Origin of the sequence: Halomonas sp. H5, assembly GCF_050613175.1 — a bacterium.
Classification (GTDB): Bacteria; Pseudomonadota; Gammaproteobacteria; order Pseudomonadales; family Halomonadaceae; genus Bisbaumannia; species Bisbaumannia salifodinae.
Genome location: NZ_CP192510.1, coordinates 3,488,539 through 3,514,458, shown reverse-complemented (window position 1 = coordinate 3,514,458; position 25,920 = coordinate 3,488,539). Strand labels below are relative to the sequence as shown.

22 protein-coding genes and 4 tRNA genes are annotated in these 25,920 nt (G+C 68.5%); 19 read left to right on the top strand and 7 right to left on the bottom strand.

Features of this window, described 5'->3' with window-relative positions; translation table 11 throughout:
* The first annotated feature begins 4 nt into the window (after window positions 1–4).
* On the top strand, window positions 5–1,210 hold the full coding sequence (locus ACQ1W9_RS16175) for an RNA polymerase sigma factor (RefSeq protein WP_431024268.1): 1,206 nt from the start codon (window positions 5–7) through the stop codon (window positions 1,208–1,210).
* A gap of 489 nt (window positions 1,211–1,699) precedes the next feature.
* On the opposite strand, the gene ACQ1W9_RS16170 is transcribed toward ACQ1W9_RS16175, so the two are convergent.
* Window positions 1,700–1,775: transfer RNA gene (locus ACQ1W9_RS16170), tRNA-Thr, on the bottom strand.
* A gap of 64 nt (window positions 1,776–1,839) precedes the next feature.
* Window positions 1,840–2,667, bottom strand: coding sequence for an acyl-CoA thioesterase (locus ACQ1W9_RS16165; RefSeq protein ID WP_431024267.1), 828 nt, complete (start codon window positions 2,665–2,667; stop codon window positions 1,840–1,842).
* A gap of 74 nt (window positions 2,668–2,741) precedes the next feature.
* On the opposite strand from ACQ1W9_RS16165, the gene tadA reads away from it, so the two are divergent.
* Window positions 2,742–3,197, top strand: coding sequence for a tRNA adenosine(34) deaminase TadA (gene tadA, locus ACQ1W9_RS16160; RefSeq protein ID WP_431026460.1), 456 nt, complete (start codon window positions 2,742–2,744; stop codon window positions 3,195–3,197).
* On the opposite strand, the gene mltF is transcribed toward tadA, so the two are convergent.
* Window positions 3,194–4,663: a membrane-bound lytic murein transglycosylase MltF gene (gene mltF, locus ACQ1W9_RS16155; RefSeq protein ID WP_431024266.1), complete on the bottom strand. Its 1,470-nt coding sequence runs from the start codon at window positions 4,661–4,663 to the stop codon at window positions 3,194–3,196. The genes tadA and mltF overlap by 4 nt on opposite strands.
* 169 nt (window positions 4,664–4,832) lie before the next feature.
* On the opposite strand from mltF, the gene purL reads away from it, so the two are divergent.
* The 11 genes from purL (at window position 4,833) to nadA (ending at window position 16,877) form a co-directional block, all read left to right on the top strand.
* Window positions 4,833–8,747, top strand: coding sequence for a phosphoribosylformylglycinamidine synthase (purL, locus tag ACQ1W9_RS16150; RefSeq protein WP_431024265.1), 3,915 nt, complete (start codon window positions 4,833–4,835; stop codon window positions 8,745–8,747).
* Window positions 8,748–9,005: 258 nt separating this feature from the next.
* On the top strand, window positions 9,006–9,524 hold the full coding sequence (locus ACQ1W9_RS16145; protein ID WP_431024264.1) for an AmiS/UreI family transporter: 519 nt from the start codon (window positions 9,006–9,008) through the stop codon (window positions 9,522–9,524).
* Window positions 9,525–9,591: 67 nt separating this feature from the next.
* A complete protein-coding gene (locus tag ACQ1W9_RS16140) occupies window positions 9,592–10,410 on the top strand; it encodes a crotonase/enoyl-CoA hydratase family protein (RefSeq protein ID WP_431024263.1) in 819 nt (272 codons plus the stop codon).
* A gap of 65 nt (window positions 10,411–10,475) precedes the next feature.
* Complete coding sequence (locus tag ACQ1W9_RS16135) at window positions 10,476–12,323, top strand: DEAD/DEAH box helicase (protein ID WP_431024262.1); 1,848 nt, start codon at window positions 10,476–10,478, stop codon at window positions 12,321–12,323.
* A 327-nt stretch (window positions 12,324–12,650) separates the two neighbouring features.
* On the top strand, window positions 12,651–13,577 hold the full coding sequence (locus tag ACQ1W9_RS16130; RefSeq protein ID WP_431024261.1) for a segregation and condensation protein A: 927 nt from the start codon (window positions 12,651–12,653) through the stop codon (window positions 13,575–13,577).
* On the top strand, window positions 13,574–14,431 hold the full coding sequence (scpB, locus tag ACQ1W9_RS16125) for an SMC-Scp complex subunit ScpB (protein WP_431024260.1): 858 nt from the start codon (window positions 13,574–13,576) through the stop codon (window positions 14,429–14,431). The genes ACQ1W9_RS16130 and scpB overlap by 4 nt, the downstream gene beginning before the upstream one ends.
* Window positions 14,428–15,279, top strand: coding sequence for a 23S rRNA pseudouridine(2605) synthase RluB (rluB, locus tag ACQ1W9_RS16120; RefSeq protein ID WP_346062591.1), 852 nt, complete (start codon window positions 14,428–14,430; stop codon window positions 15,277–15,279). Before scpB ends, rluB begins: the two co-directional genes overlap by 4 nt.
* Window positions 15,280–15,341: 62 nt before the next feature.
* Window positions 15,342–15,417 (top strand) — tRNA-Lys (locus tag ACQ1W9_RS16115).
* Window positions 15,418–15,459: 42 nt separating this feature from the next.
* Window positions 15,460–15,535 (top strand) — tRNA-Lys (locus ACQ1W9_RS16110).
* A gap of 36 nt (window positions 15,536–15,571) precedes the next feature.
* Window positions 15,572–15,647 (top strand) — tRNA-Lys (locus ACQ1W9_RS16105).
* Window positions 15,648–15,848: 201 nt separating this feature from the next.
* A complete protein-coding gene (gene nadA / locus ACQ1W9_RS16100; RefSeq protein ID WP_431024259.1) occupies window positions 15,849–16,877 on the top strand; it encodes a quinolinate synthase NadA in 1,029 nt (342 codons plus the stop codon).
* A gap of 103 nt (window positions 16,878–16,980) precedes the next feature.
* On the opposite strand, the gene ACQ1W9_RS16095 is transcribed toward nadA, so the two are convergent.
* The gene (locus ACQ1W9_RS16095; protein ID WP_431024258.1) at window positions 16,981–18,426 is read right to left on the bottom strand and encodes a M48 family metalloprotease; all 1,446 of its coding nucleotides are present in this window, start codon (window positions 18,424–18,426) and stop codon (window positions 16,981–16,983) included.
* 173 nt (window positions 18,427–18,599) lie between these two features.
* Here ACQ1W9_RS16095 and ACQ1W9_RS16090 point away from each other — a divergent pair, with 173 nt between their 5' ends.
* Together ACQ1W9_RS16090 and ACQ1W9_RS16085 are read left to right on the top strand one after the other, a co-directional pair.
* Window positions 18,600–18,851, top strand: a complete 252-nt coding sequence (locus ACQ1W9_RS16090; RefSeq protein WP_431024257.1) for a sulfurtransferase TusA family protein — start codon at window positions 18,600–18,602, stop codon at window positions 18,849–18,851.
* A complete protein-coding gene (locus ACQ1W9_RS16085) occupies window positions 18,848–19,948 on the top strand; it encodes an AI-2E family transporter (protein ID WP_346062581.1) in 1,101 nt (366 codons plus the stop codon). Before ACQ1W9_RS16090 ends, ACQ1W9_RS16085 begins: the two co-directional genes overlap by 4 nt.
* A gap of 5 nt (window positions 19,949–19,953) precedes the next feature.
* Here the strand turns inward: ACQ1W9_RS16085 and ACQ1W9_RS16080 are convergent, their stop codons facing one another.
* Window positions 19,954–20,424: a peroxiredoxin gene (locus ACQ1W9_RS16080; protein ID WP_346062580.1), complete on the bottom strand. Its 471-nt coding sequence runs from the start codon at window positions 20,422–20,424 to the stop codon at window positions 19,954–19,956.
* Window positions 20,425–20,646: 222 nt separating this feature from the next.
* Here ACQ1W9_RS16080 and dapA point away from each other — a divergent pair, with 222 nt between their 5' ends.
* From dapA to purC, 4 genes are read left to right on the top strand one after another with little or no spacing between them, the layout of a single operon-like run.
* Window positions 20,647–21,531 (top strand): 4-hydroxy-tetrahydrodipicolinate synthase, encoded by an 885-nt coding sequence (gene dapA, locus ACQ1W9_RS16075; protein ID WP_346062579.1) that lies wholly within the window; start codon window positions 20,647–20,649, stop codon window positions 21,529–21,531.
* Between the two features lie 38 nt (window positions 21,532–21,569).
* Window positions 21,570–22,514, top strand: coding sequence for a lipoprotein, NlpB (locus tag ACQ1W9_RS16070; RefSeq protein ID WP_431024256.1), 945 nt, complete (start codon window positions 21,570–21,572; stop codon window positions 22,512–22,514).
* Window positions 22,514–23,308, top strand: a complete 795-nt coding sequence (locus ACQ1W9_RS16065; RefSeq protein ID WP_431024255.1) for an MBL fold metallo-hydrolase — start codon at window positions 22,514–22,516, stop codon at window positions 23,306–23,308. Before ACQ1W9_RS16070 ends, ACQ1W9_RS16065 begins: the two co-directional genes overlap by 1 nt.
* Window positions 23,309–23,368: 60 nt before the next feature.
* Complete coding sequence (gene purC / locus ACQ1W9_RS16060) at window positions 23,369–24,082, top strand: phosphoribosylaminoimidazolesuccinocarboxamide synthase (RefSeq protein ID WP_431024254.1); 714 nt, start codon at window positions 23,369–23,371, stop codon at window positions 24,080–24,082.
* 238 nt (window positions 24,083–24,320) lie between these two features.
* On the opposite strand, the gene tsaA is transcribed toward purC, so the two are convergent.
* On the bottom strand, window positions 24,321–25,037 hold the full coding sequence (gene tsaA / locus ACQ1W9_RS16055; protein WP_431024253.1) for a tRNA (N6-threonylcarbamoyladenosine(37)-N6)-methyltransferase TrmO: 717 nt from the start codon (window positions 25,035–25,037) through the stop codon (window positions 24,321–24,323).
* A 3-nt stretch (window positions 25,038–25,040) separates the two neighbouring features.
* On the bottom strand, window positions 25,041–25,898 hold the full coding sequence (gene nadC / locus ACQ1W9_RS16050) for a carboxylating nicotinate-nucleotide diphosphorylase (protein WP_346062574.1): 858 nt from the start codon (window positions 25,896–25,898) through the stop codon (window positions 25,041–25,043).
* Window positions 25,899–25,920: the final 22 nt, after the last annotated feature.

Sequence of the window (25,920 nt, the reverse complement as noted above, 5' to 3'; positions counted from 1 at the left end):
GTCCATGGACCTGGCGGCCCTCTATCGACGCGACTATGGGCGCCTGCTGGCGGCGCTGATTCGCCGCTTCGGCGACTTCGCCCTGGCCGAGGATGCCCTGCAGGCGGCCTTCGAGGCGGCCATGCAGCAATGGCCCGAGGAAGGTGTGCCGGCCAACCCGGTGGCCTGGCTCTCCGCCACCGCTCGCCACAAGGCGGTCGACCAGCTGCGTCATCGTCGCTTGGGGGAACGCAAGCAGGACCAACTGGCGCTGCACCTCAGCCTGCAGCAGGCGGCGCCGAGTCCCGAGGATCCCGAGCCCCTGGACAGCCTGCGGTTGATCTTCACCTGCTGTCACCCGGCCCTGAATCGGGCCGCCCAGGTGGCCCTGACCCTGCGTACCCTGGGTGGCCTGACCACCGAGGAGATTGCCCGGGCCTTTATGCTGCCGGTGCCGACCCTGGCCCAGCGGCTGGTGCGCGCCAAGGCCAAGATCCGCGATGCCGGCATTCCCTTCGAGGTACCCGAGGCCTCGGCCCTGGACGAGCGGCTGGAGGCGGTGCTGGCGGTGATCTACCTGATCTTCAACGAGGGTTATGCCGCCAGTGGCGGCGAGCGGCTGGTGCGTGGGCCCCTGTGCCGCGAGGCGATCCGCCTGGGACGAATGCTGGTCGGGCTACTGCCCGCCCAGGGCGAGGCGCGAGGCCTGCTGGGACTGATGCTGCTGCACGATGCGCGTCGCGAGACTCGCACCGATACCCGGGGCGATCTCGTGCTGCTGGAGGATCAGGACCGCTCGCGCTGGGATCGCGAGGCGATCGAGGAGGGGCTGGCCCAGGCGACCCTGGCGCTGCGCCAGGCCCCGGGACCCTATGCCCTACAGGCGAATATCGCCGCCCTGCATGCCCAGGCCGCCTCGGCGGCCGATACCGACTGGCGCCGCATCGTCGCCCTCTATGAGTTGCTCTACCGCCTGCAGCCGAGTCCGGTGGTGGCGCTCAACCGCGCCGTGGCGGTGGCCATGGCCGAGGGGCCCGAGCGCGGGCTGGCGCTGCTCGATGACATTCATCTGCCCGGTTACCACCTGCTGCCGGCGGCCCGGGCCGATCTTCTGCGGCGCCTGGGGCGCCATGCCGACGCCGCCGATCACTATCGCCAGGCCCTGGCGCTGGTCAAGCAGGCCCCCGAGCGGCGCTTCCTGGAACGGCGGCTGGCCGAGGTGGGGGGTTAATGCCGCGGACGGCGTGGCTGGGGGCGCGGCGGCGGGATACGCACCGTCTGGCGTGCCGGGCGCCGTTGGTGACTATGGGCGTGAGCGACCATGGCGAGAATGCCGGCCGCGGCTAGTCCAATCGCGAAATACTCTAGGGGTGCCATGAGCGTCTCCTTCCTGAGTTGGGGCCCTGGGTGGCGCCCGAAGGGCAGTGGCGGTCAGCGCTCCCTGTACAAGCGATGACGACGCTTTCTCTGACAGCGTAGCCGCGAGGAGGTGCCCTTGGCGACTCCCTGGTGAACGAATCTTGGACGTTTGGGAAGTGGGTCATATGCCCGAGGGCGACGCCATGCCGGTGTCGGTTCCCTGTGCCAACGGTTCCACCAGGCAATGCCAAAGACAGTACGAGATACACACCGCCGTTGACACTTTGTAGACACCAACGACAAAGGCCGCCGATTGGCGACCTTTGGGAGGTGACTAACTAACTGAAAAAAATGAAAACTCTGGTGCCGCAAGGCGGAGTCGAACCGCCGACCTACTGATTACGAATCAGTTGCTCTACCAACTGAGCTATTGCGGCGGGCCGTCGAATCGAGAGCATAGCCAGCCGCCGGGCCCTTGGCCAGGCGGCGTGCCGACAAGGGTTACTGGTCTCTGGGCTGGCGAATCCGCGTCAAGCCTTCCTGGGCACTGGAGGCCACCAGTCGCCCCTGGCGGTCAAACAGGTTGCCCCGGGCGAAGCCGCGGGCACCGCCGGCCCAGGGGCTGTCCATGTCGTAGAGTAGCCAGTCGTTGACCCTGAGATCGTGGTGGAACCAAAGGGCGTGATCGAGGCTGGCGATCTGCAGCCGGGGGTCGCCGAACTGGACGCCGTGGGGCACCAGGCTGGTGGTCAGCAGATTGAAGTCGCTGCTGTAGGCCAGCAGGTAGCGGTGCAGGGCGGTGTCGTCCGGGAGCTCGCCGGCCAGGCGGAACCAGACCCGCTTGCGGGCCGGGCGCGAGGCGTCCGCCTCGGAGTCCGGCAGGTGGAGGAACTCGATGGGGTGGCCCTCGAAGTCGAGGGGCCTGGCGCCCCGGGCCAGCAGGGTGTCCGGATCGTCCACCTCGGGCATGGCGAACTGGTGATGGTGGCCCGGTTCCTCGCCATGGAAGGAGGCGCTGCAGAAGAAAATTGGCTGGCCCTTCTGGATGGCGGTGACCCGGCGGGTGGTGAAGCTGCCGCCGTCGCGTACCGCATCCACCTGATAGACCACCGGTCGCTTGGCATCACCGGGGCGCAGGAAGTAACCGTGCAGGGAGTGCGCCAGGCGCTCGCCGGGCACCGTCCGGGTGGCGGCGGAGAGGGCCTGGCCGAGCACCTGGCCGCCGAACAGCTGCGGGAAGCCGAGGTCCTGACTCTGGCCCCGGAAGAGGTTTTCCTCGATCATCTCCAGGCCGAGCAGGGCGACCAGATCGTCCAGTGCCTTGGTCATGGCGCTATCCTCTGCGGTAGGGTGGTTCGTCATACGACTGTTTTATGTTGCTAAGGATACCCGAGAGCCTCGCCATGCGCAGCGACGACTTTTATATGCACCGAGCCCTGGATCAGGCCCGCCAGGCCCTGGCCGCCGGCGAGGTGCCGGTGGGCGCCGTGGTGGTGGATGCCGAGGGCGAGATCATCGGCGCCGGCTTCAATGCCCCCTGCGGCTGCCACGACCCCAGTGCCCATGCCGAGATCCAGGCGCTGCGGGCGGCGGCGGCCCGCCTCGAGAATTATCGCCTCGATGGCTGCACCCTCTATGTGACCCTGGAGCCCTGCCTGATGTGCACCGGGGCGATTATCCATGCGCGCCTGGCGCGGGTGGTCTACGGGGCCGCCGAGCCCAAGACCGGCATGGTGGAGTCCAGGGCCAACCTCTTCGCCCAGCCCTGGCATAACCATCGGGTGGAGGTGGAGGGGGGGCGCCTGGCCGGCCAGGCCAGGCGCCTGCTCCAGGCGTTTTTCGCCGAGCGGCGCGGTTAGAGTACCGGCGGTACCGTATCGAAGAGTAGATCGTCGTCGACGCCGTCCGGGCGCCGGGCATTGAGCTGGAAGAACTGCCGCTGGCTGCGATCCACATAGTCGAGGATCTCGTAGTAGCGGCGGATATTGCGCACATAGATCACCGGCTCGCCGCCCCGGGCATAGCCGTAGCGGGCCTGGCTATACCACTCGCGCTTCTGCAGCAGCGGCAGCGCCTCGCGTACATCGGCCCAGCGGTCCGGATCGCCGCCGCGCTGCTCGGCGATGCGCCGGGCATCGTAGAGATGCCCCAGGCCCACGTTGTAGGCCGCCAGGGCCATCCACAGGCGATCGGGCTCCTCGATGCTCTCGGGGAGGCGCTCCTTGATGCCGCGCAGGTAGCGGGCGCCGCCGTCGACGCTCTGACCTGGGTCGAGGCGATCCGCGACGCCCATTTCCTCGGCGGTGGGCAGGGTCAGCATCATCAGGCCACGCACCCCGGTGGGCGAGGTGGCCCCCGGGTCCCAGTGGGACTCCTGATAGCCCAGCGCCGCCAACAGCTTCCAGTCGAAGCCGGTCTCCCGGGCCGCCTCGCGGAACAGCGGCGCATAGCCGGGCAGCACCTCCCGCACCTGGTGGATAAAGCGCCGCGCCCCCACGTATTCCAGGTAGTCATCGTGACCGAAGTAGCGTTCCACCAGGGCGTCCAGCTCGCCGTTGGTCTGCTGGGTCGCCAGGAAGGCATTGGCCGCCTGTTGCAGGGGCAAGCCCCCCCGGGCGGGGAAGGCCCAGGCCATGGAGAGCGGCTCGCCGAGGGGGAAGCCACTCTCGACGCCGGGGAAGAAGAGGCGGTTGAGGCGAAACTGGTGGGCGTAGACCACGGCGGCATCGAGGCTGCCGGATTCCACCCGCTGCAGCAGGTCGGCGACCTCCAGGTCGCCGGTCTCCAGCCAGCTCAACTCGGGCCGCTCGGCCTGCAGCTCACGCAGTACCAGGCCGGTGCCCGAGCCGCGCAGGGTGGCGATCGAGAGGCGCTGCAGGTCGTCGATATCACGCACCGGGGGCAGGCCGCGGCGGTAGACCACCAGTGGCTGCAGGGTGAGGATGGGGCGGCTGAAGATGATCCCCTCCTGCTCCGGGGCCAGGGGCAGGGCGGCGGCACCCAGGTCGGCCTGGCCCGCGCGCACGCCGGACAGCACCTCCTGGAGGCTATGGTCGGCATCCATATCCAGGCTCACCCCCAGGTGATCGGCGAAACGCCGGGCCAGCTCGTACTCGAAGCCGGCGGGGCCGTGACTGCCCTGGTAATAGGTGGTGGGGGTGTTGCGGGTCAGGACGCTGAGGAAGGCCCGTTCGCGAATCGTCGTCAGTGGCGAGTCGGGGCGTGGCGACTGGCGTGCCGGCCACAGGGCCAGCAGCAGGCCGCAGCAGAGCAGCATATAGCCCCGCCAGTGGCGGTAGAGATGAAGAGCCAGGGATCGGTGCATGGGGATCAGCGGTCGCCTCGGGACGCCCCACCATAACGGCGCCGGTGGAGGCTGTCATCCCGCGGATTTCGTCCACGCCCCGCTTTCCAGTATCATGTGCGCCAGATCGCCGCCAGCCGCGGCACCAATCCTGCCATTTCTTCGCTATCTCTTCAGAGGCTCGATCGACATGCTCGAACTGCGCGGTGCGCCTGCCCTTTCCGCTTTCCGTCATGCCAAGTTGCTGGCCACCCTGCGTGCACAGGTGCCCGAGGTCGAATCCCTGCATGCCGACTATGTGCACTTCGTCGACCATGATGGCGACCTCGGCGCCGAGGCGCTGGCGGTGCTGGAACGGCTGCTCGACTACGGCGCCCCCCGGGACGCGGCTGGCCGCGAGGGCCACCTCTTCCTGGTAGTGCCGCGCATCGGCACCCAGTCGCCCTGGTCCTCCAAGGCCACCGATATCGCCCGCAACTGCGGCCTGAGTCAGGTGCGTCGCCTGGAGCGCGGCATCGCCTACCGGGTCAGGCTGGGTGGCACCCTCTCCGAGGCGGCCTATGAGGGCATCCAGGCGGTGCTCCACGACCGCATGACCGAGACGGTGCTGGCCAATGCCTCCGACGCCGCCAAGCTCTTCTCGCATCACGAGCCGGCGCCCCTGGGCAGCGTGGATATCCTGGGCGGCGGTCGGGCGGCGCTGGTCACCGCCAACGGCGAGCTGGGCCTGGCGCTGGCCGAGGACGAGATCGATTACCTGCTGGCGGCCTTCCAGGAGCTTTCGCGCAATCCCACCGACGTCGAACTGATGATGTTCGCCCAGGCCAACTCCGAGCACTGCCGCCACAAGATCTTCAATGCCGACTGGCTGATCGACGGCGAGGCCCAGAGCCACTCGCTGTTCAAGATGATCAAGAACACCCATCAGGCCTCGCCGGGCAAGGTGCTCTCCGCCTACAGCGACAACGCCGCGGTGATCGAGGGCACCACCGCGCCGCGCTTCTTCGCCGCGCCGCTGACCGGCGCCGAAGGCGAGCGGGCCCGCTATGGCGCCGTCGAGGAGCCGATCCAGATCCTGATGAAGGTGGAGACCCACAACCACCCCACCGCCATCGCTCCCTATCCCGGCGCGGCCACCGGCGCCGGCGGCGAGATCCGCGACGAGGGCGCCACCGGCATCGGCGGCAAGCCCAAGGCGGGGCTGACCGGCTTCACCGTCTCCAACCTGCGCATCCCCGAGTTCGTGCAGCCCTGGGAGGCCTTCGACTACGGCAAGCCGGAGCGCATCGTCAACGCCCTGGAAATCATGCTGGAAGGGCCCATCGGCGGCGCCGCCTTCAACAACGAGTTCGGTCGCCCCAACCTCACCGGCTACTTCCGCACCTATGAGCAGGACGCCCTGGGGGCCCATGGCATCGAGCGCCGCGGCTACCACAAGCCGATCATGATCGCCGGCGGCTACGGCAATATCCGCGACCAGCATGTCCAGAAGGGCGAGATTCCGGTGGGCGGCAAGCTGATCGTGATGGGCGGGCCGGCCATGCTGATCGGCCTGGGCGGCGGTGCCGCCTCCTCCATGGCCTCCGGCGCCTCCAGCGCCGACCTGGACTTCGCCTCGGTGCAGCGCGACAACGCCGAGATCGAGCGTCGTGCCCAGGAGGTGATCGACCGCTGCTGGGCCCTCGACAAGAACCCCATCTGCTTTATCCATGACGTGGGTGCCGGCGGCCTCTCCAATGCTCTACCGGAGCTGGTCAAGGACGGCGAGCGCGGTGGCCTCTTCGACCTGCGCGCCGTGCCCAATGCCGAGCCGGGCATGAGCCCGCTGGAGATATGGTGCAACGAGGCCCAGGAGCGCTACGTGCTGGCGGTGGCCCCGGAGGATCTCGACACCTTCGACGCCCTGTGCCGCCGCGAGCGCTGCCCCTATGCGGTGGTCGGCGAGGCCACCGAGCCCCACCATCTCGAGGTGCGCGATGGCCACTTCGAGAGCAAGCCCGTCGATCTGCCGATGAGCGTGCTGTTCGGCAAGCCGCCGAAGATGACTCGCGAGTTCGTGCGCCAGAACCGCGACCTGGCCGGCGTGATGCTCGACAACCTGGACCTGCGCGAGGCGATGGATCGGGTGCTGCGCCTGCCCACCGTGGCCTCCAAGAGCTTCCTGATCACCATCGGCGACCGCTCCATCACCGGCCAGGTGGCCCGCGACCAGATGGTCGGCCCCTGGCAGGTGCCGGTGGCGGACGTCGCCGTGACCACGGCGAGCTTCGACACCCACGCCGGCGAGGCCATGGCCATGGGCGAGCGGCCCCCGGTGGCGCTGATCGACCCCGCCGCCAGCGCCCGCCTGGCGGTGGCCGAGGCGATCACCAACCTGGCCGCCGCGCCCATCGCCGCGCTGTCCGATATCAAGCTCTCCGCCAACTGGATGAGCGCCGCCGACCACCCCGGCGAGAACCAGGCGCTGTATGACGCCGTCCACGCCGTGGGCATGGAACTCTGCCCGGCACTCGGCATCGCCGTGCCGGTGGGCAAGGACTCCATGTCCATGCGCACCGCCTGGCAGGAGGAGGGGGAAGAGAAGAGCATCACCTCGCCGCTGTCGCTGGTGATCACCGGCTTCGCCCCGGTCACCGATGCGCTCAAGACCCTGACCCCGCAGATCAACCTGGAGCAGGACGAGTCCGACCTGCTGCTGATCGACCTGGGCGGCGGCAAGAACCGCCTGGGCGGCTCGGCCTTGGCCCAGGTCTATGGCCAGGTGGGCGACGACTGCCCCGACCTGGACGATGCCGAGGACCTCAAGGCCTTCTTCGCGGTGATCCAGGGGCTCAACGCCGAGGGCAAGCTGCTCGCCTACCACGACCGCAGCGACGGCGGCCTGCTGGTGACCCTGCTGGAGATGGCCTTCGCCGCCCACGCCGGCCTGGAGGTCAAGCTCGACTGGCTGGTCGACGAGCCCCACGAGGCGGTCAATGCTCTCTTCGCCGAGGAGCTGGGGGCGGTGATCCAGGTCAATCGCGCCCACACCGAGGAGGTGCTGGCGCAGTTCGCCGCCGCCGGCATCGAGACCTGCGGCGTCATCGCCCGGCCTCGCTACGACGACCAGGTGCGGGTCACCCTCTTCGAGGAGCCGCTGCTCGAGACCACCCGGCTGCTGGCCCAGCGCACCTGGGCCGAGACCAGCTACCAGCTGCAGGCGCTGCGCGACAACCCGGAGTGCGCCAAGAGCGAGTTCGACGGCCTGCTGGATAACCGCGATCCGGGGCTCTCCGCCGAGCCCAGCTTCGCTATCGACGAGGATATCGCCGCGCCCTTTATCAACACCGCCCGTCCGGCCATGGCGATCCTCCGCGAGCAGGGCGTCAACGGCCACCTGGAGATGGCCTGGGCCTTCGACAAGGCCGGCTTCGAGGCGGTCGACGTGCATATGAGCGATATTCTCGAGGGCCGAGTTACCCTCGAGCAGTTCAAGGGGCTGGTGGCCTGCGGCGGCTTCTCCTACGGTGACGTCCTGGGCGCCGGCGGCGGCTGGGCCAAGTCGGTGCTCTTCAACGCCCAGGCTCGCGAGCAGTTCGCCGGCTTCTTCCAGCGCGACGACAGCTTCGCCCTCGGCGTCTGCAACGGCTGCCAGATGCTCTCCCAGCTCAAGGAGCTGATCCCCGGCGCCGAGGCCTGGCCGCGCTTCGTGCGCAACGAGTCGGAGCAGTTCGAGGCCCGGGTGGCCATGGTCCAGGTGGAGAAGAGCCCGTCGATCCTGCTGGCCGGCATGCAGGGCTCGCGGCTGCCCATCGCCGTGGCCCACGGCGAGGGCCGCGCCGAGTTCCGCGACAGCGGTCACCTGCGCACCATGCAGAGTGGCGGCCAGGTGGCGCTGCGCTACGTGGACAACTACGGCCAGGTCACCAGCCGCTACCCGGCCAACCCCAACGGCTCCCCCGCCGGCATCACCGGCCTGACCACCCCGGATGGCCGGGTCACCATCATGATGCCTCACCCGGAACGGGTGGTACGGGCGGTCACCAACTCCTGGCGTCCCGGCGACTGGACCCAGGACGGCGCCTGGCTGCGGCTGTTCCGCAACGCCCGGGTCTGGGTGGGTTAAGGCGAAGACGGCTCGGCGCCTGGGTGCGACCGTTCCGCGGTTATGCAACGTCGGGCCCGGGTCTGGGTGGGCTAACCCCCTAACCCCCCTCCGGCGTATACCCAAAGGCGGCCCTCGGGCCGCCTTCTGTCTATCCATGGCATGTTATGGAATCTATTTCCACAAACCTCTTGTCGGGGCCGCCGCTTGGGGCTATAAGAGCGCCTGCAAGAGGGGCACCGGCATGGGGTTGGCGCCCCGAGCCGGGAGAATGCAACGGTGCATGAGGGACTGAGTCTGCTCTACGTGGGCGCGGTGCTGGTGCTCAATGGCCTGTGGATGCTGGGGCGCATCGAGGACCGCGAGATCCAGGTAATCAACTTCTTCGTCGGGGGCGTCAGCCTGGCGGTGGCGGCCTATGCCGCCTTCGGCCCGGGGGCCGATGCCGCCAGCGTGCGCACCGCGGCCATGACCCTGTTATTTGCCTTCACCTACCTATGGGTGGCCATCAATCGCCGCAACGGCAGCTCCGGTCATGGCCTGGGCTATTTCTGCCTCTTCGTGGCGCTGACCGCCCTGCCCACCGGGCTGCTGCAACTGGCGGTGGCCGAGGGGCTCTGGGGTTGGTGGTCGGGGCTCAACTGGCTGGCCTGGGCGCTGCTCTGGTTCGGCTTCTACCTGATGCTCTGCCATCGTCCGCAGCTGCAGCCGTTGATGGCGCGCACCGCCCTGGCCCAGGGCCTGGTGACCGCCTGGCTGCCCGGTTATCTGCTGCTGCAGGGCCTGCTGCTGGCCTGAAACAACTGTTTGAAAACATGTCCGGCGAGGCGCACACTCGGGGTATTTGCCACCGAGGAGCGGCCCCATGCCGGAGAGCGTTAGCCAGGAAAACTTCGCATCACGGGTGACCCTGACGGTCACCGACTTTGTCGCCCGGGTCGCCCTGGCCCGCCCCGACGCCCTGAATGGCCTGGATTGGGCCATGATCGAGGGCCTGCTGGCGGTGCAAAGGCGCCTCGAGGCGCTGGCCGAGGCCGGGCGGGTACGCGCCGTGCTGCTGGTGGGGGAGGGCGAGAGCTTCTGCGCCGGCCTGGATATGGCGTCCATCATGGCGTCTCCCGAGCGACTGCCCGGGTTACTGGAGGCCGATCCAGAGGACGGCATCAACCCGGTGCAGCGCCTGGCCCTGGGCTGGCGCGACGCCGGGGTGCCGGTGATCGCCGCCTTGCACGGCCATGCCTATGGCGGTGGCCTGCAGATCGCCCTGGGCGCGGATATCCGCGTGGCACACCCCGAGGCGTGGCTGGGGCTGCTGGAGATCGACTGGGGCATCATCCCCGACATGGCCATCAGCGTGACCGGCGCGGGGCTGCGCCGGGACCTGCTCCAGGAGCTGGCCTGGAGCGGGCGCAAGGTGAGTGGCGACGAGGCCTATGCCCTGGGCCTGGTCACCCGCCTGAGCGAGTCCCCGGAGGCCTCCGCCCTGGAGTGCGCCCGGGCCATCGCCGCCCGCTCGCCCAGGGCGGTGGCGGCGGTGCGCACCCTCTTCGAAACCGCCCCCTCGCTGCCCCGGCGGGAGCGCCTGGCCCTGGAGGCCCAATTGCAGGGCGAGCTGCTGGGTAGCGCCGAGCAGCGGGAGGCGGTGGCCGCGCGGCTGGAAAAGCGCCCGGCCCGCTTCGACTAGCCGTTGGCTTGGGCCGGCCCACGGTGAGCCGCTAGAATGGCGGCTTTGCTTGCCAGGGCCCTGCCATGACCGCGCCCCTTTCCTCCGACGTTTTTGCCAGCCCTCCCAGCCTGCGGCCTTATCAACGGCAGGCGGTCTCGCGGGTGGTCGATCATTTTCGCGCCAGCGACGACCCCGCCGTGGTGGTGCTGCCCACCGGCAGCGGCAAGTCCCTGGTGATCGCCGAGCTGGCGCGCCTGGCCCGGGGGCGGGTGCTGGTGCTGGCCCATGTGCGCGAGCTGGTGGAGCAGAATCACGCCAAGTTCCTCGCCTATGGTCGCCAGGCGGATATCTTCAGCGCCGGCCTGGGCCGCAAGGAGGCCAGTCGCCAGGTGGTCTTCGGCTCGGTGCAGTCGGTGGTCAGGAACCTGGACGCCTTCGCCGCGCCGTCGCCGGGGCAGGGCGCCTTTACCCTGCTGGTGATCGACGAGTGCCACCGGGTGGCCGAGGAGAAGGCCTCTAGCTACCGTCGGGTGATCGATCACCTGCGCGCCCAGAACCCCGGCCTCAAGGTGCTGGGGCTGACCGCCACCCCCTACCGGCTGGGCCAGGGCTTTATCTACCATCGCCACCATCACGGCATGGTACGCGGTGAGGCGGACTGCCTGTTCCGCGACTGCGTCTTCGAGCAGCCCCTGCGGCTGATGGTCAAGCAGGGCTACCTGGCCGAGCCGAGGCGGGTGGATGCCGCCGTCGAACGCTACGATTTCTCGCGCCTGGTGCCCTCGTCGAGTGGGCTGTTCCGCGAGGAGGAGCTCAATCGGGTGGCGGCGGGCAACCGCGCCACCCCGGGGATCATCGCCGAGGTGGTGGAGCGCGCCCGCGACCGCCAGGGGGTGATGCTGTTCGCCGCCAGCGTGGCCCATGCCGAGGAGGTCCTCGGCTACTTGCCTCGGGCCGAGGCGGCGTTGATCACCGGGGCGACGCCCTCCGCCGAGCGTGAGGCGATCATCGCCGCCTTCAAGGCCCGGGAGCTCAAGTACCTGGTCAACGTGGCGGTCCTCACCACCGGCTTCGATGCCCCCCATGTGGACCTGATCGCCATCCTGCGTCCCACCGAGTCGGTGAGCCTCTACCAGCAGATCGTCGGGCGCGGCCTGCGCCTGTCGCCGGGCAAGACGGACTGCCTGATCCTCGACTATGCCGGCAACCCCTGGGACCTCTATGCCCCCGAGGTGGGTTCGCCGAAGCCGGACCCCGACAGCGAGCCGGTGCAGGTCGAGTGCCCCGCCTGCGGCCACGCCAACCTCTTCTGGGGCAAGCGCGACGGCGACCTGGTGATCGAGCACTTCGGGCGCCGCTGTCAGGGGCTGGTGGATGCCGAGAGCGGGGCGCCGGTATCGGGTGCCGGCTCGGTGCCCGGCCAGGGGCGGCGGACGCGGCAGTGCGACTTCCGCTTTCGCTTCAAGGTATGCGGCGACTGTGGCGCCGAGAACGATATCGCCGCCCGCCGTTGCCATGGCTGCGAGACCCTGCTGGTGGATGCCGACGACAAGCTCAAGGCGGCGCTACGCCTCAAGGATGCCAGGGTGCTCAGGGTCAGCGGCATGCAGCTGGAGGCCACCGTCAATGGTCGTGGCCTGCCGCGCCTCAGGGTCACCTACCACGATGAAGACGGCGCCACGCTCAGCGAGTGGTTCGCCCTGGAGACCCCGGCCCAGCGCGGCGCCTTCGCCGCCGTTTTCCTGCGCGATCACCTGCGCGCCCCGGGCAGCGACTGGCGCCCCACCACCCCGGAGGCGGTGATCGAAGAGCGGCGGCGCCTGCGCCATCCGGACTTCGTGGTGGGGCGCAAGGTGGGCCGCCATTGGCAGGTGCGGGAGAAGCTGTTCGACTATGTGGGCCGCTATCGCCGCGCCGAGGCGGCGGAGTAGGCCAGAGATACTGCAGTTGGAATGGCCGAGGGGCGCTGGGGGTAGGGTGGAGCGGGGGTTTTTTGCCAGGGGTGAGGAGGATGCCTCCGAACGGGCTGGCCAGGGATGGCCAGCCCCGGTCCTGCAAGCGGAGCAGGATGCGAGAGCGCCGCAGGGCAAAAGTAGCGCCCAGGGATGGGTTTACAGCGCCCCGCGACGGCCTATCCCCAGGATAGCCCCGGGCCCCCACAGAGAGTAACAGCGATAACCCCGCGGAGTCGGCCTCGCTATCTCCCGCGCGGCTCTCTTGGTAGACTGGCCGGCTGAACGCAACCGGACGGGCAGGGCGTGAGCGAGACAGTCGGCGCGGAGCAGGCGACCAGCCAGGCACCAGCGGCCGCCGCACAGGCGGAGGTGCTGGCGCGGCTGTTCGACGAGCCGATCACCCAACTCCCCGAGGACCTCTATATTCCCCCCGAGGCGCTGCGGGTCTTCCTGGAGACCTTCGAGGGGCCGCTCGACCTGTTGCTCTACCTGATCCGCCGCCAGAACCTGGATATCCTGGCCATCGACGTGGCCGCCATCACCCGCCAGTACATCGAGTACGTGGAGCTGATGAAGGCCCTGGAGATCGAGCTGGCCGGGGAATACCTGCTGATGGCGGCGATGCTGGCGGAGATCAAGTCGCGGACCCTGCTGCCGCGCCCCCCCAAGGCGGAGGGCGACGAGGAGGAAGAGGATCCCCGGGCGGCGCTGATTCGTCGCCTCCAGGAGTACGAGCGCCTCAAGCAGGCCGCCGAGTCCCTGGACGAGGTGCCGCGCCAGGGCCGCGACTGGTTCCCGGCCCATGCCGAGCCGCCGAGCCTGGAGACCCGGGTGATCCACCCCGAGGTGGAACTCGACGAGCTGCTTGGGGCCCTGGCCGGTATCCTCAAGCGCGCCGAGCTGACCCAGTCGCACCAGATCAGCCGCGAGGTGCTCTCCACCCGGGAGCGCATGATGCGCATCATGGAGCGCCTCGAGCACGAGCGCTATACCCCCTTCGAGGCCCTGTTCACCCTGGAGGAGGGCAAGGCCGGGGTGGTGGTGACCTTTATGGCGATCCTCGAGCTGGCCAAGGAGGCGTTGATCGAGATCGTGCAGAACGCGCCCCTGTCGCCGATTCATGTGCGCGCCAGGGCGGCCTCGACGGCGGAGGAGGAGGCCTTCGCCGAAGATCCCCAAGACCCGGAAGACGGAGGCGAGAGCGCCTTCGAGGATGAGGCGACGCCATGACCGCCATGGAATTTCCCGATGCCCTGGACGAGATCCTCGAGGCGGCCCTGCTGGCGGCGGGGGAGCCGCTGGCCCTGGAGCGCCTCGAGGGCCTCTTCGACGAGCATGAGCGCCCGCCCCGGCGGGCCCTGCGCGAGGCCCTGGAACGCCTCGGCCTGCGCCACGAGCGGGGCGCCCTGGAACTGATCGAGACTGCCTCCGGCTACCGGCTGCGGATTCGCTCGCGGCTCTCGCCCTGGGTCTCGCGGCTCTGGGACGAGCGTCCCCAGCGCTATTCCCGGGCGCTGATGGAGACCCTGGCGCTGATCGCCTATCGTCAACCGGTGACCCGGGGCGATATCGAGGAGGTGCGCGGCGTAGCGGTGAGCAGCTCGATCATGCGCACCCTAACCGAGCGGGGCTGGATCCGCGTGGTGGGGCACCGTGACGTGCCGGGGCGCCCGGCGGTCTATGCCACTACCCGGGCCTTCCTCGACGACTTCGGCCTCAAGACCCTGGATAGCCTGCCGCCCATGCATGAGCTGGCCAATCGCGACGACTGGGGCGAGGAAACCGTGCCCGCGGAGGAGCCGCCCCCGGTGGCGACGGGCGAGGCCGAGGCGGACGAAGCCGAGGCGAATGAGATCGAGAAGCCGGAGGCCGGCGCCTTCGGCGAGCACCACGAACAGGAAGAGAACGATGCGACGGCCGGGATGGCCGACGCCGCACACGCCGAGACGGCGTCCCACGGGCAGGGCCTGAGCTTCAGCGATCTGCAGGCTCGCCTTGCCGAACGCGCCCGCCAGCGAGCGACCGTCGAGGATGACGAGCGCCCGGGTGCGTCACACTCAACCGATGAGATCGATGACTCATGAGTAGCGAAAAACTGCAGAAGGTACTGGCCCGGGCCGGGCTGGGTTCGCGTCGCGAGATGGAGACCGCCATCGCCGATGGCCGGGTCGCCGTCAATGGCAAGGTGGCCACCCTGGGCGACCGTATCGAGCTGGTCGACAAGGTCACCTTCGACCAGCGTCCGGTGACCCTGCGCGGCGCCGACGAGACCCCGCGCCGGGTGATCATGTACAACAAGCCGGAAGGCGAGCTGTGCACCCGCAAGGACCCCGAGGGGCGGCGCACCGTCTTCGAGCGGCTGCCGCGCCTCAAGGGCGAGCGCTGGATCGCCATCGGCCGCCTGGATATCAACACCAGCGGCCTGCTGCTGTTCACCACCGACGGCGAGCTGGCCAACCGCCTGATGCATCCCTCCACCGAGGTGGAGCGGGAGTATGCGGTGCGGGTCATGGGGGAAGTGACCAAGCCCCAGATCAAGCAGATGGTGGAAGGGGTCATGCTGGAGGATGGCCCGGCGCGCTTCACCGACGTCCAGGAGTTCGGCGGCGAGGGCATCAATACCTGGTTCCATGTGGTGATCATGGAGGGGCGTAACCGCGAGGTGCGCCGCCTGTGGGAGTCCCAGGGGCTGACCGTGAGCCGCCTCAAGCGGGTGCGCTACGGCAATATCTTCCTCGACAAGCGGGCCAAGGCCGGCGAATGGACCGAGCTGACCCAGACCGAGGTGGATGACCTGGCCACCCTGGCCGGACTGGAAGCCCGCAAGGTGCCGGAGCTGACTCCGGACGAGAAGAATCGCTGGAGCCGTGACAAGAACAAGCGGCGCCCGGTGCAGGGGGTGCGGCGTCCGCGCTCGGGTCCCAAACGCTGAAAATTTTCTTCAAAACTCTTGCCTTGGGCGCGGTGACTCAGTAATATCTGCGCCCTGTCGGCGGGTCGTTAGCTCAGTTGGTAGAGCAGTTGGCTTTTAACCAATTGGTCGTAGGTTCGAATCCTACACGACCCACCATCGACTCCCCTGAGCAGGGTCGATGGCCGACGATCCGGCGGCGGGTCGTTAGCTCAGTTGGTAGAGCAGTTGGCTTTTAACCAATTGGTCGTAGGTTCGAATCCTACACGACCCACCACACCGCCACTTCACCTTGCCCCGGGCATGGTGAAAGGGGTCGTTAGCTCAGTTGGTAGAGCAGTTGGCTTTTAACCAATTGGTCGTAGGTTCGAATCCTACACGACCCACCAGATTCTCGAAGACGCCCCCGCACCTCGCGGGGGCGTTTTTGTTGCAGGCTAGCCGAGCATCTGGGCTAGAATGGGAACTGGGCCGGCCACTGCGGTAGACGCAACGGCGGGCCCTGGGAGCGCGACGGTCGCGGAGCGCGGTCGTTCGACGCAACTGGCAAAGCGCAGGGGGAGCCCCTGCCAGTCACAGTGGTAGACACGATGACGATCATGACTTCCCGGGTCGAGGTGCGCGAGCATCTGGCTCGAGCCTATTGCCCCACGCGGATTCCCGCCGAGGACGAGGCGCGGGTCGAAGAGATCAAGCGCCTGCTGAACGCCAACAACGCCGTCCTGGTGGCGCACTATTACACCGATGATGCCATCCAGCAGCTCGCCGAAGAGACCGGCGGCTGCGTGGCCGACTCCCTGGAGATGGCCCGCTTCGGCGCCCGCCACGAGGCCGACACCCTGGTGGTGGCCGGGGTGCGCTTCATGGGCGAGACCGCCAAGATCCTCTCGCCGGAGAAGCGCGTGCTGATGCCGACCCTGGAGGCCACCTGCTCCCTGGACGTGGGTTGCCCGGCGGACGAGTTCAGCGCCTTCTGCGACCAGCACCCCGACCGCACCGTGGTGGTCTATGCCAACACCTCGGCGGCGGTGAAGGCCCGTGCCGACTGGGTGGTGACCTCCGCCATCGCCGTGGACGTGATCGAGCACCTGCATGCCAGGGGCGAGAAGATCCTCTGGGCCCCGGACAAGCACCTGGGCGGTTATATCCAGAAGCAGACCGGCGCCGACATGCTGCTCTGGGACGGGGCCTGCATCGTCCACGAGGAGTTCAAGGCCAAGGGCATCGAGGACCTCAAGGCCCTCTATCCGGAGGCGGCGGTGCTGGTGCACCCGGAATCCCCGGAGGCGGTGGTGCAACTGGCCGATGTGGCGGGCTCCACCTCCCAACTGATCAAGGCGGCCAAGGCGCTGCCCCAGGACAAGCTGATCGTGGCCACCGACCGGGGCATCTTCTTCAAGATGCAGCAGGCGGTGCCGGAGAAGACCCTCTTCGAGGCGCCCACCGCCGGCAATGGTGCCACCTGCAAGAGCTGCGCCCACTGCCCCTGGATGGCCATGAACGCCCTGGATAACCTGGCCGGCGCCCTGCGCGAGGGCGGCGGCGAGATCTTCGTCGACGATGCCCTGCGTCATGCCGCCCTCAAGCCCCTGGAGCGGATGCTTAACTTCCAGAAGTAAGCGCCAAGCGCCGAGCAGCAAGCCTCAAGGAACCCCGCAGGTTAATGCCCGCGGGGTTCCTTGGTTTTTTGCCGCCTCTCATATGCTGTGATGGCTTGCGGCATTACTGAAACTTCTCCAGCGTTTCCCGATAGCCGAGGAAGTCGTCGCGGCGCTGCGCTATCCGCGCCGTGGCACTGGGGTCGCCGGCGATACCGGCCACCCGCTCGGCGATCTCCAACTGGCGAATGGCGCGATCGATCTCGCCGGTGAGCTGCAGATGCTCGGCTCGGGCCAGGTGGCCCCAGGCCTCGCGCCCGCTGCGTCCGGCGGCCTCGGCGAGCAGGGTGAAGAGTTGGGGCTCCTCGGGGTACTGCTCGGTGAGGCGGCGCAGGGCGTGATAAGCCTGATCGGCATCCTGATGCAGCAGGGCCTCGGCATAAAGGCGCTGGGTGGGCAGGTAGTCGGGCATCAGGCGCAGTAGCCGTTGGCTGCGTTCCAGGGCCTCCTCGATGCGACCCGCCGCGAAGGCCTCCTCGGCGGCGCTGGCCGGCAGCAGGGCCAGATCGGGCAGCTCCCGAGCCAGGGCATCCAGTTGCGATAGGGCCGCATCCACATTGCCCTCCTCGGCGGCGATCAGCGCCTCGAGGTAGCGGCGCGCCTGGGCATCGGCCCCCTCCAGCCGGGTCAGGGCGCGGCGTGGCTCATGGCGATGAAGGGTCAGCAGGGCCCGGGCACGGATCATGGCATAGAGCGGGCCCTCGTCCCGGGTGCGCTCGACGCTGAGTTGGCCGGCCCGGGCCTCCACGTCGCCGAGCCGTGACTCGGTGAGGGGGTGGGTGAGCAGGAACTCCGGCGGCATGCCGCCTTGCAGGCTGACCAGGCGATGCATGGCGCGCAGCATGCGCACCATGGCCTGAGGATCGATGCCGGCCTGGGCCATGGCCTGCAGGCCGATGCGGTCGGCTTCCTGCTCGAAGCGCCGGGAATAGGCGAGCTGGTCCTGGATAAAGGCCGCCTGGGAGCCCATGGCCACCCCCATGCCGGCGTCGCCGCCGCCGCTGGCGGCGATCAGCATGCCGGCCAGGAAGGCGGCCATGGCCGGTACCTGGGTCTGCTCGGCCCGCTCCATGCGACGCGCGTGGTGGCGCTGCGAGAGGTGGCCCAGCTCGTGGGCGATCACCGAGGCGAAGGCATCGCCATCCTCGGCGAAGGCGAACAGGCCCGCGTTGACCCCCACCACGCCCCCGGGCACGGCGAAGGCATTGAGCTGGTGGCTATCCACCAGCGCCACCAGGGTGCGGGAGTCGGGCAGGTCGCTGTGGGGGGCCAGGCGGGCGATCTGGCGCTCCACATAGGCCTGGGCGTGGGCATCGTGCCAGAGCGGCGCCCGGGCCCGAAACTGACGCAGCCAGGCGCGGCCCAGGCGGTGCTCTTCGCTCAGGGACAGGCTGGCATGGGCTCCGCCCAGGCTGGGCAGGCCGGCATCGTCGGCCTGGGCCAGAAGGGCGGTACCGCCGCCCAGCAGCAGGGTGGCGGCGAGGAGCAGGGGGGCGAGGGTGCGTGGCATGAGGTGTCCCGGGCGGTGAATGGAAGGGGCGGGGGCCTTGTTCTGACATTGATTCATGCGGCAAAGTGCCTTTAAATCCTGGGGCCTGCCACCTATCCTGGCGAGCCGTCACTAGTGTTGAGGGCCGAGGGCCCTGTCCCTGCCTGTCTTTATCCAGTATTCCGGGAGAACCCATGGCGCTGCAACCCGATGACCTTCTCGATGCCTGCGGTCTGCCTTGCCCGCTGCCGCTGCTCAAGGCCAAGCAGGCGCTCGCTCGCCTGGCGCCCGGGCAATTGTTGGAGGTGCGAGCCACCGATGCCGGCTCCTGGGCCGATTTCGAGACCTTCGTGGCGCATAGCGGGCATCGCCTGGAAGCCCGCGAAGAACGCGACGGCGTCTACCATTACTGGCTGCGCAAGGCCGACGGAGACAGTGCCTCATGACCCTCAGGTCCGTCTTCAAGGGCTGGATCGAGCACTATTTCTCCGACGAGGAGGCGGTGATCCTGCTGGTGGTGCTGGTGCTCGGCTTCGCCGCGGTGATCTGGTTCGGCAAGATGCTGGCGCCCTTCTTTACCGCCCTGGTGATCGCCTTCCTGCTGCAGGGGGCGGTGAACTGGCTGGAGCGCCGTCGCCTGCCCCATCTGCTGGCGGTGATCCTGGTCTTCCTGGGCTTTATCGGCCTGCTGCTGGCCATGGCCCTGATCCTGATGCCGCTGATCTGGAATCAGCTGGTGACCCTGCTCCAGGAGATACCGCGGATGTTCGCCAGCAGCCAGCGGTGGCTGGATGAGCTGCAGATGCGTTACCCCAACCTGGTGACCCCGGATCAGGTGCAGGAGTGGATCGCCATGGCCGGGCGCGAGCTGACCCAGGTGGGGCAGCGGGCCCTGAGCCTGTCATTGGCCTCCCTGGGCAACTTGCTCGATCTGATCATCTACCTGGTGCTGGTGCCGATCCTGGTCTTCTTCATGCTCAAGGACCGCGAGCGGCTGGTGGGCTTCCTGCTGCTGATGCTGCCTCGCCGGCGCGACCTGATGACGCGAATCTGGCGGGAAATGGATGCCCAGATCGCCAACTATGTGCGCGGCAAGTTTATCGAGATCATTATCGTCGGCAGCGTGGCCTTCCTGACGTTCGCCTTCTTCGGGCTGCCCTATTCGGCGCTGCTGGGGGTGCTGGTGGGTTTCTCGGTGCTGGTGCCCTATATCGGCGCCGCCGTGGCCACCCTGCCGGTGGCGGCGGTGGCGGGGTTCCACTTCGGCCTGAGCGACCAGTTCCTCTATGTGGTGCTGGCCTATGGGGTCATCCAGGCCCTGGACGGCAATGTGCTGGTACCGGTGCTGTTCTCCGAGGCGGTCAACCTGCATCCGGTATCGATCATCGTGGCGGTGCTGTTCTTCGGCGGCATCTGGGGCTTCTGGGGGATCTTCTTCGCCATTCCCCTGGCCACCCTTCTCAAGGCGCTGGTCTATGCCTGGCCACGGGGGATCCAGGAGCGCCTCGAGAGCCTATCGGCGAACCAGGGGGACGACGCCTAGTCGCCTTAGCCGGCGAGCGCCTGGGCCGCCTCCAGCACTTCCTGGGCATGGCCGGCCACCTTGACCTTGCGCCACTCCCGGGCCAGCTTGCCGTCGGCGTCGATCAGGAAGGTACTGCGCTCTATCCCTAAGTGCTCCTTGCCGTAGAGCTTCTTGAGCTTGATGACGTCGAACAAGTGGCAGACCGCCTCGTCCTTGTCGGAGATCAGTTCGAAATTGAAGCCCTGCTTGGCCTTGAAGTTCTCCTGGGCACGGATGCCGTCCCGGGAGACGCCGAGGACCACCGTGTTGGCGGCCTCGAACTCCGCCTTGCGGTCGCGGAAGTCGCCCCCCTCGGTGGTGCAGCCCGGGGTGCTGGCCTTGGGGTAGAAGTAGATCACCACCTGCTTCCCCTTCAGCTCGGCGAGGCTGACGGTGGTGTCGCCGGTGGCCTGGGCGGTGAAATCGGGAACGGGCTGACCGATGCTGACGCTCATGACGAGTCTCCTGAGTCGGTGAAATCCATGCGAAGGGGTCGATTACACGCAAGGCCGCCGGCCCTGTAAAGGGCCAATCCCGCTGAGGCCCGCCTTCGGTTCTGTACAGACTTTCGTCGCCTGAGTACCATCTAGGCCTATTGGGCGCCCCGCGCCGAGCCGGGTCGTGCCGCCGAATCGCGGCCAGGTGCCGAGGCGGTCGTCGATTGGAGAGGAAAGATAATGATCACAGGCAGTATCGTCGCCCTGGCGACGCCCATGAAGGTGGACGGCGAGATCGACTGGGAGGCACTGCGTCGCCTGGTCAACTTCCATCTGGAGAATGGCACCGACGGCATCGTCGCCGCCGGCACCACCGGTGAGCCCACCACCATGTCGTTTGCCGAGCATTTCGACGTGATTCGCACCGTGGTGGAGGAGGTCAACGGCCGTATCCCGGTGATCGCCGGTACCGGTGCCAATGCCACCTCCGAGGCGGTAGAACTGGCCCGCTATGCCAGCGAGGTCGGCGCCGATTACTGCCTGTCGGTCTGTCCCTACTACAACAAGCCCACCCAGGAAGGGCTCTATCGCCACTTCAAGGCGGTGGCCGAGGGCAGCCAACTGCCGGTGATCCTCTACAACGTGCCGGGACGCACCTGCTCCGATCTCTATAACGAGACGGTGCTGCGCCTCGCCGAGGTGGACAATATCGTCGGGCTCAAGGATGCCACCGGTAACCTGGAGCGGGCCCAGGAGCTGATCGATCGGCTCAAGGGCAGCGACTTCATGCTCTATTCCGGCGATGACGGCACCGCCTGCGACTATATGCTGATGGGCGGCCACGGCGATATCTCGGTGACCGCCAATGTGGCGCCCCGGGCCATGCATGATCTCTGCGTCACCGCCATGGCCGGCGATGCCGAGCGGGCCCACCAGATCAATACCCGACTGATGCCGCTGCACACCGTGCTGGGCGTCGAGTCCAATCCGATTCCCGTCAAGTGGGCCCTGCACCGCATGGGCCTGGCCGAGGCCGGTATCCGCCTGCCCCTGACCTGGCTCTCGGAGAAATACCACTCCACGGTGAGCGAGGCCCTGCAACTGGCGGGTCTGATCGAATCCTGAGACCGGGCGACACCGGCAAGACAACTCAAGGTGGATGCATGAACCCTGCGCTGAAATGGACCCCGCTGGTCGTGGCTCTGGCCCTGGCGACCGCCGGTTGCGCCCGCGATGGTTACTATGATGATCGCAACCTCGACTACGGCGAGGCGGAGATCGCCGAGCCGCTGCGCCTGCCGGGGGGAGGCGATGCCGTTGCCGGCGTCATGCCCGTGCCCCAGGGGCGCATCGCCGCCTCAACGGAGGGGGCACCCCGGCCGGCGGCGGGCAGCGCGGTGCGCCACACTCCCGAGGCCTTCGTCGAATCCCGGGAACGCGGCGATGACCGCTGGCTGGTGGTGGCCGCGGCCCCCGCGGCGGTGTGGCCGATGCTGGAAGAGTTCGTCGAGCGCCAGGGCCTGACCGTGACACAGCGGGACGCCCGCCAGGGGATCCTCGCCACCCCCCAGGGGCGCTTCACGGTGCAGAGCGCCCTGCGCGGCGGCGCCAGCGAGGTACGCTGCGAGGCCGCCGGGCGCAGTCATGCCGCCTGCCTGAGTGCCCTGGCCGGCTATTTCGAGATGCAGGGACAGAGCGCCAGCGCCTCGGCCCTGGCCGCCCGCGCCGAGGCATCGGCGGCGCTCCTGGCGGTGCAGCCCGCCGGCGAGGGATGGGTGCTGAGCGTGCCGGCGGACGCCGAGCGGGTCTGGGACGAACTCGACCATCAGCTGGCCGGCCGCTTCGATGACGCCGACTTCCAGCGCCTGCTGGAAGGCGACGCCACGGCCCGGGAGTTCCGGGTCGCCTACCTGCCGCAACGCCTGCGTGGACAGGGGGAGGGGATGCTGGCCGCCCTGGCGATCTGGCGAGATGATCCCGAGCCCCGGGCGGTGCGCCTGCGGGTCGAGGGCGCAGGAAGCGAGGGTAGCCGGGTCCGCATCATCGAGGGGCTCGACGGCGCGGATCAGCGCGAGCTGCTGGAGCGCCTCGCCGACCTGCTGCGCTGATGGACGAGGCGAGCCTCCCCGAGGCGGGGTGCCTGAGCTTCGCCTCCCTGGGGAGCGGTAGCAAGGGCAATGCCACCCTGGTCAGCGACGGCGAGACGCGGTTGCTGATCGACTGCGGCTTCACCATGCGTGAGGCCGAGCGGCGCCTGGCCGCCCTGGGCCTGCACCCGCGCCAGTTGGATGCCATCCTGGTCACCCATGAGCATGGCGACCATATCGGCGGCGTCGGCCCCCTGGCCCGGCGTCACGATATTCCGGTCTACCTGACCCCGGGCACCTGGCGCGCCGGTCGCCTCGGTCGGGTGCCGCGGCACCACTGGATCACGCCCCAGGCGCGTTTCGTGATCAAGGGGCTGGAAATCGAGCCGGTGACCGTACCCCATGACGCCCGAGAACCGGTACAATTCTGCCTCTCGGGCGCCGGGCGCCGACTGGGGGTGCTTACCGACCTGGGCCACCCCAGTGCCCATGTGGTGGAGGCCTTTCGTGGCTGCGATGCGCTGATCCTGGAGTGCAATCACGATCGCCGGCTGCTCGCCGAGGGGCCCTATCCGCCGAGGCTCAAGCGCCGCGTCGGGGGTGACTGGGGCCACCTGGCCAATGTGCAGGCGGCCCGGCTGCTCCAGGGACTGGGGCTGGATCGCCTGCAGCGCATCATCTGCTCCCACCTCTCGGAGCATAACAACCGCCCCGAGCTGGCCCTGGAGGCCCTGGTGCCGCTGCTCGACGGCGACGACGCCCGGCTGATGGTGGCCGCCCAGGACGAGGGCCTGGGCTGGCAAACCATCGCCTGACCCTTAACACCGCTGCCGATGCCGGTCAGCATGTATCCGCGTTCCTCTTCGGAGATCCCCATGGAAAAGCGTCAAGAACTCTACGCCGGCAAGGCCAAGTCGGTTTATCTCACCGACGACCCGGATCGCCTGGTGCTCACCTTCCGCGACGACACCAGCGCCTTCGACGGCAAGAAGAAGGAGGCCCTGGCTCGCAAGGGCATGGTCAACAACCGCTTCAATGCCTTTATCATGGAGAAGCTCCAGGCGGCGGGCATCCCCACCCACTTCGAGACCCTGCTCTCCGATACCGAGTGCGTGGTCAAGAAGCTGGAGATGATTCCGGTGGAATGCGTGGTGCGCAATATCGCCGCCGGCAGCCTGGTCAAGCGGCTGGGCGTGGAGGAGGGGCAGGCCCTGACGCCGCCCACCTTCGAGTTGTTTCTCAAGAACGACGAGAAGGGCGACCCCATGATCAACGAGTCCCTGGCCGAGACCTTCGGCTGGGCGACCCCCGAGCAACTGGCCGAGATGAAGGCGCTGACCTTCAAGGTCAACGCGGTGCTCAAGCAGCTGTTCGCCGACGGCGGCATGCTGCTGGTCGACTACAAGCTGGAGTTCGGCCTCTTCCACGGCGAGATCGTGCTGGGCGACGAGTTCTCCCCGGACGGCTGCCGCCTGTGGGACGCCGAGACCCGCGAGAAGCTCGACAAGGATCGTTTCCGCCAGGGCCTGGGCGGGGTGATCGAGGCCTACGAGGAAGTGGGCCGCCGGATCGGCGTCGAATTTAGCTGAGCCTATCGCCGCCCTCGGAATAACGCCCTCCCTTGTGAGGGCGTTGTCGTATCTGTGTCCCCGTATGACCAGCGCAGTCGGAATGGCTCAGGGGCGCTGGGGGCAGGGCGGAGCGGGGGTTTTTTGCCAGGGGTGGCAAAAGTAGCGCCCAGGGAGGGGTTTACAGCGCCCCGCGAAGGCCTGTCCCCAGGGTAGCCCCGCGCCACTGTGCAGGATCCGTGGTGAGGGCGTTGTCGTCTTAGGCGGGGACGATCTCCACCACCCGGAAGCCGTCGTCCGCGGCGCGAAAGCGCACGTCGATATCCCGCAGGCGCACGCCATAGAGGCGCTCGGCGTCGGCCTTCTCGCGATGGTAGGCGGGGCGCGGGTCCTGGGCCAGTACCTGGCATATCAGCGCGCTCAGCTCGTCGCCGTCGGCACGGCCCGCCAGGGTCGTCCGGGCCGCCGCCTCGAAGGCCACGGGGACCCGGGGCGGCGCCTCGGGAGCGAAGCCGGCGCGAGCCTCGGGGTGCGCCTCGGCCCAGGGCAGGTAGGGCTTGATATCCAGCACCGGGGTGCCGCTGACCAGGTCGCAGCCGGCCAGGTGCAGGCGCACCCCGTCCCGGGTCTCGATACCGACCAGCTCCACCAGGGAGAGGCCCAGGCGGTTGGGGCGATGGGTGCTGCGGCTGGCGAAGACCCCCACCTTGGCGTTACCCCCCAGCCGCGGCGGGCGCACCAGGGGCGTCCAGCGTGCGGGGCTGTGGTGGAAGACGAAGGTCAGCCAGAGGTGGCTGAAGGCGTCCAGGCCGCGCACCGCCAGCGGGTCGGCATAGGCGCCCTCGAGCACCAGCTCGGCGCGGGCCGCCGGGGCCAGGCCCGGCTGGCGGGGGATGCCGAACTTGTCCGGGTAGTCGCTCTCGATACGGCCGATGGCCTCCAGGGCGAAGGTCTGGCTCGCCGGTGACGTGACCATGCCCTAGCGGGCCTCCCAGGTCTCGGTGAGGCGCATCGACAGGTCGATGGCCTCCACCCCCTTGGTCAGGGCGCCGCTGGAGATGCAGTCCACGCCGGTCTCGGCGATGGCGCGCAGGGTCGTCTCGTCGACATTGCCGGAGGCCTCCAGGGTGGCGCGGCCGGCGGTGCGGGTCACCGCCTCGCGCAGCGCTCCCAGGTCGAAGTTGTCGAGCATGATGATATCGGCCCCCGCGGCCAGGGCCTGATCCAGTTCGTCGAAGGTCTCCACCTCCACCTCCACCGGCAGGTCGTTGGCGATATCCCGGGCCTCCCTCACCGCCGCGGCGATGCCGCCGCAGGCGGCGATATGATTCTCCTTGATCAGGAAGGCATCATAGAGGCCGATACGATGGTTATGGCCGCCGCCGCAGGTCACCGCATACTTCTGAGCCAGGCGCAGCCCCGGCAGGGTCTTGCGGGTATCCAGCAGGCGAACCCCGGTACCCTGCAGCAGGTCCACATAGTGGCGGGTACGGCTGGCGGTGGCGGAGAGGGTCTGCAGCAGGTTGAGCGCCGCCCGCTCGCCGGTGAGCAGGGTGCGGGCCGGCCCTTCCAGCTCCAGGAAGACGCTATCGGCTTCCAGGCGGTCGCCGTCGGCGGCGTGCCAGCGCAGGCTGACCCGGGCATCCAGGCGGCGGAAGATCTCGTCGACCCAGGCCACGCCGCACAGCACGCAGGCCTCCCGGGTCAGCACCCGGGCCTTGGCCCACTGCTGGGCGGGGATCAGCTCGGCGGTGATATCGCCGGGGCCGACGTCCTCCGCCAGCAGCCGGGCGGCGGCGTCACGAATCTCTTCGGCGAGGGCTTGGTGGTAATGCATGGGGCCTGGCTCCGGGCTGGTG

Excerpts from the sequence above, each read along its gene's own strand:
- ACQ1W9_RS16175 (WP_431024268.1), top strand. The coding sequence starts at position 5 with ATGGACCTGGCGGCCCTCTATCGACGCGACTATGGGCGCCTGCTGGCG.
- dapA (WP_346062579.1), top strand. The coding sequence starts at position 20,647 with ATGATCACAGGCAGTATCGTCGCCCTGGCGACGCCCATGAAGGTGGAC.
- ACQ1W9_RS16135 (WP_431024262.1), top strand. The coding sequence starts at position 10,476 with ATGACCGCGCCCCTTTCCTCCGACGTTTTTGCCAGCCCTCCCAGCCTG.
- nadC (WP_346062574.1), bottom strand. The coding sequence starts at position 25,898 with ATGCATTACCACCAAGCCCTCGCCGAAGAGATTCGTGACGCCGCCGCC.
- ACQ1W9_RS16085 (WP_346062581.1), top strand. The coding sequence starts at position 18,848 with ATGACCCTCAGGTCCGTCTTCAAGGGCTGGATCGAGCACTATTTCTCC.
- purL (WP_431024265.1), top strand. The coding sequence starts at position 4,833 with ATGCTCGAACTGCGCGGTGCGCCTGCCCTTTCCGCTTTCCGTCATGCC.
- nadA (WP_431024259.1), top strand. The coding sequence starts at position 15,849 with ATGACGATCATGACTTCCCGGGTCGAGGTGCGCGAGCATCTGGCTCGA.
- ACQ1W9_RS16080 (WP_346062580.1), bottom strand. The coding sequence starts at position 20,424 with ATGAGCGTCAGCATCGGTCAGCCCGTTCCCGATTTCACCGCCCAGGCC.
- tsaA (WP_431024253.1), bottom strand. The coding sequence starts at position 25,037 with ATGGTCACGTCACCGGCGAGCCAGACCTTCGCCCTGGAGGCCATCGGC.
- mltF (WP_431024266.1), bottom strand. The coding sequence starts at position 4,663 with ATGCACCGATCCCTGGCTCTTCATCTCTACCGCCACTGGCGGGGCTAT.
- ACQ1W9_RS16070 (WP_431024256.1), top strand. The coding sequence starts at position 21,570 with ATGAACCCTGCGCTGAAATGGACCCCGCTGGTCGTGGCTCTGGCCCTG.
- tadA (WP_431026460.1), top strand. The coding sequence starts at position 2,742 with ATGCGCAGCGACGACTTTTATATGCACCGAGCCCTGGATCAGGCCCGC.
- purC (WP_431024254.1), top strand. The coding sequence starts at position 23,369 with ATGGAAAAGCGTCAAGAACTCTACGCCGGCAAGGCCAAGTCGGTTTAT.
- ACQ1W9_RS16095 (WP_431024258.1), bottom strand. The coding sequence starts at position 18,426 with ATGCCACGCACCCTCGCCCCCCTGCTCCTCGCCGCCACCCTGCTGCTG.
- scpB (WP_431024260.1), top strand. The coding sequence starts at position 13,574 with ATGACCGCCATGGAATTTCCCGATGCCCTGGACGAGATCCTCGAGGCG.
- ACQ1W9_RS16165 (WP_431024267.1), bottom strand. The coding sequence starts at position 2,667 with ATGACCAAGGCACTGGACGATCTGGTCGCCCTGCTCGGCCTGGAGATG.
- ACQ1W9_RS16065 (WP_431024255.1), top strand. The coding sequence starts at position 22,514 with ATGGACGAGGCGAGCCTCCCCGAGGCGGGGTGCCTGAGCTTCGCCTCC.
- ACQ1W9_RS16140 (WP_431024263.1), top strand. The coding sequence starts at position 9,592 with ATGCCGGAGAGCGTTAGCCAGGAAAACTTCGCATCACGGGTGACCCTG.
- rluB (WP_346062591.1), top strand. The coding sequence starts at position 14,428 with ATGAGTAGCGAAAAACTGCAGAAGGTACTGGCCCGGGCCGGGCTGGGT.
- ACQ1W9_RS16090 (WP_431024257.1), top strand. The coding sequence starts at position 18,600 with ATGGCGCTGCAACCCGATGACCTTCTCGATGCCTGCGGTCTGCCTTGC.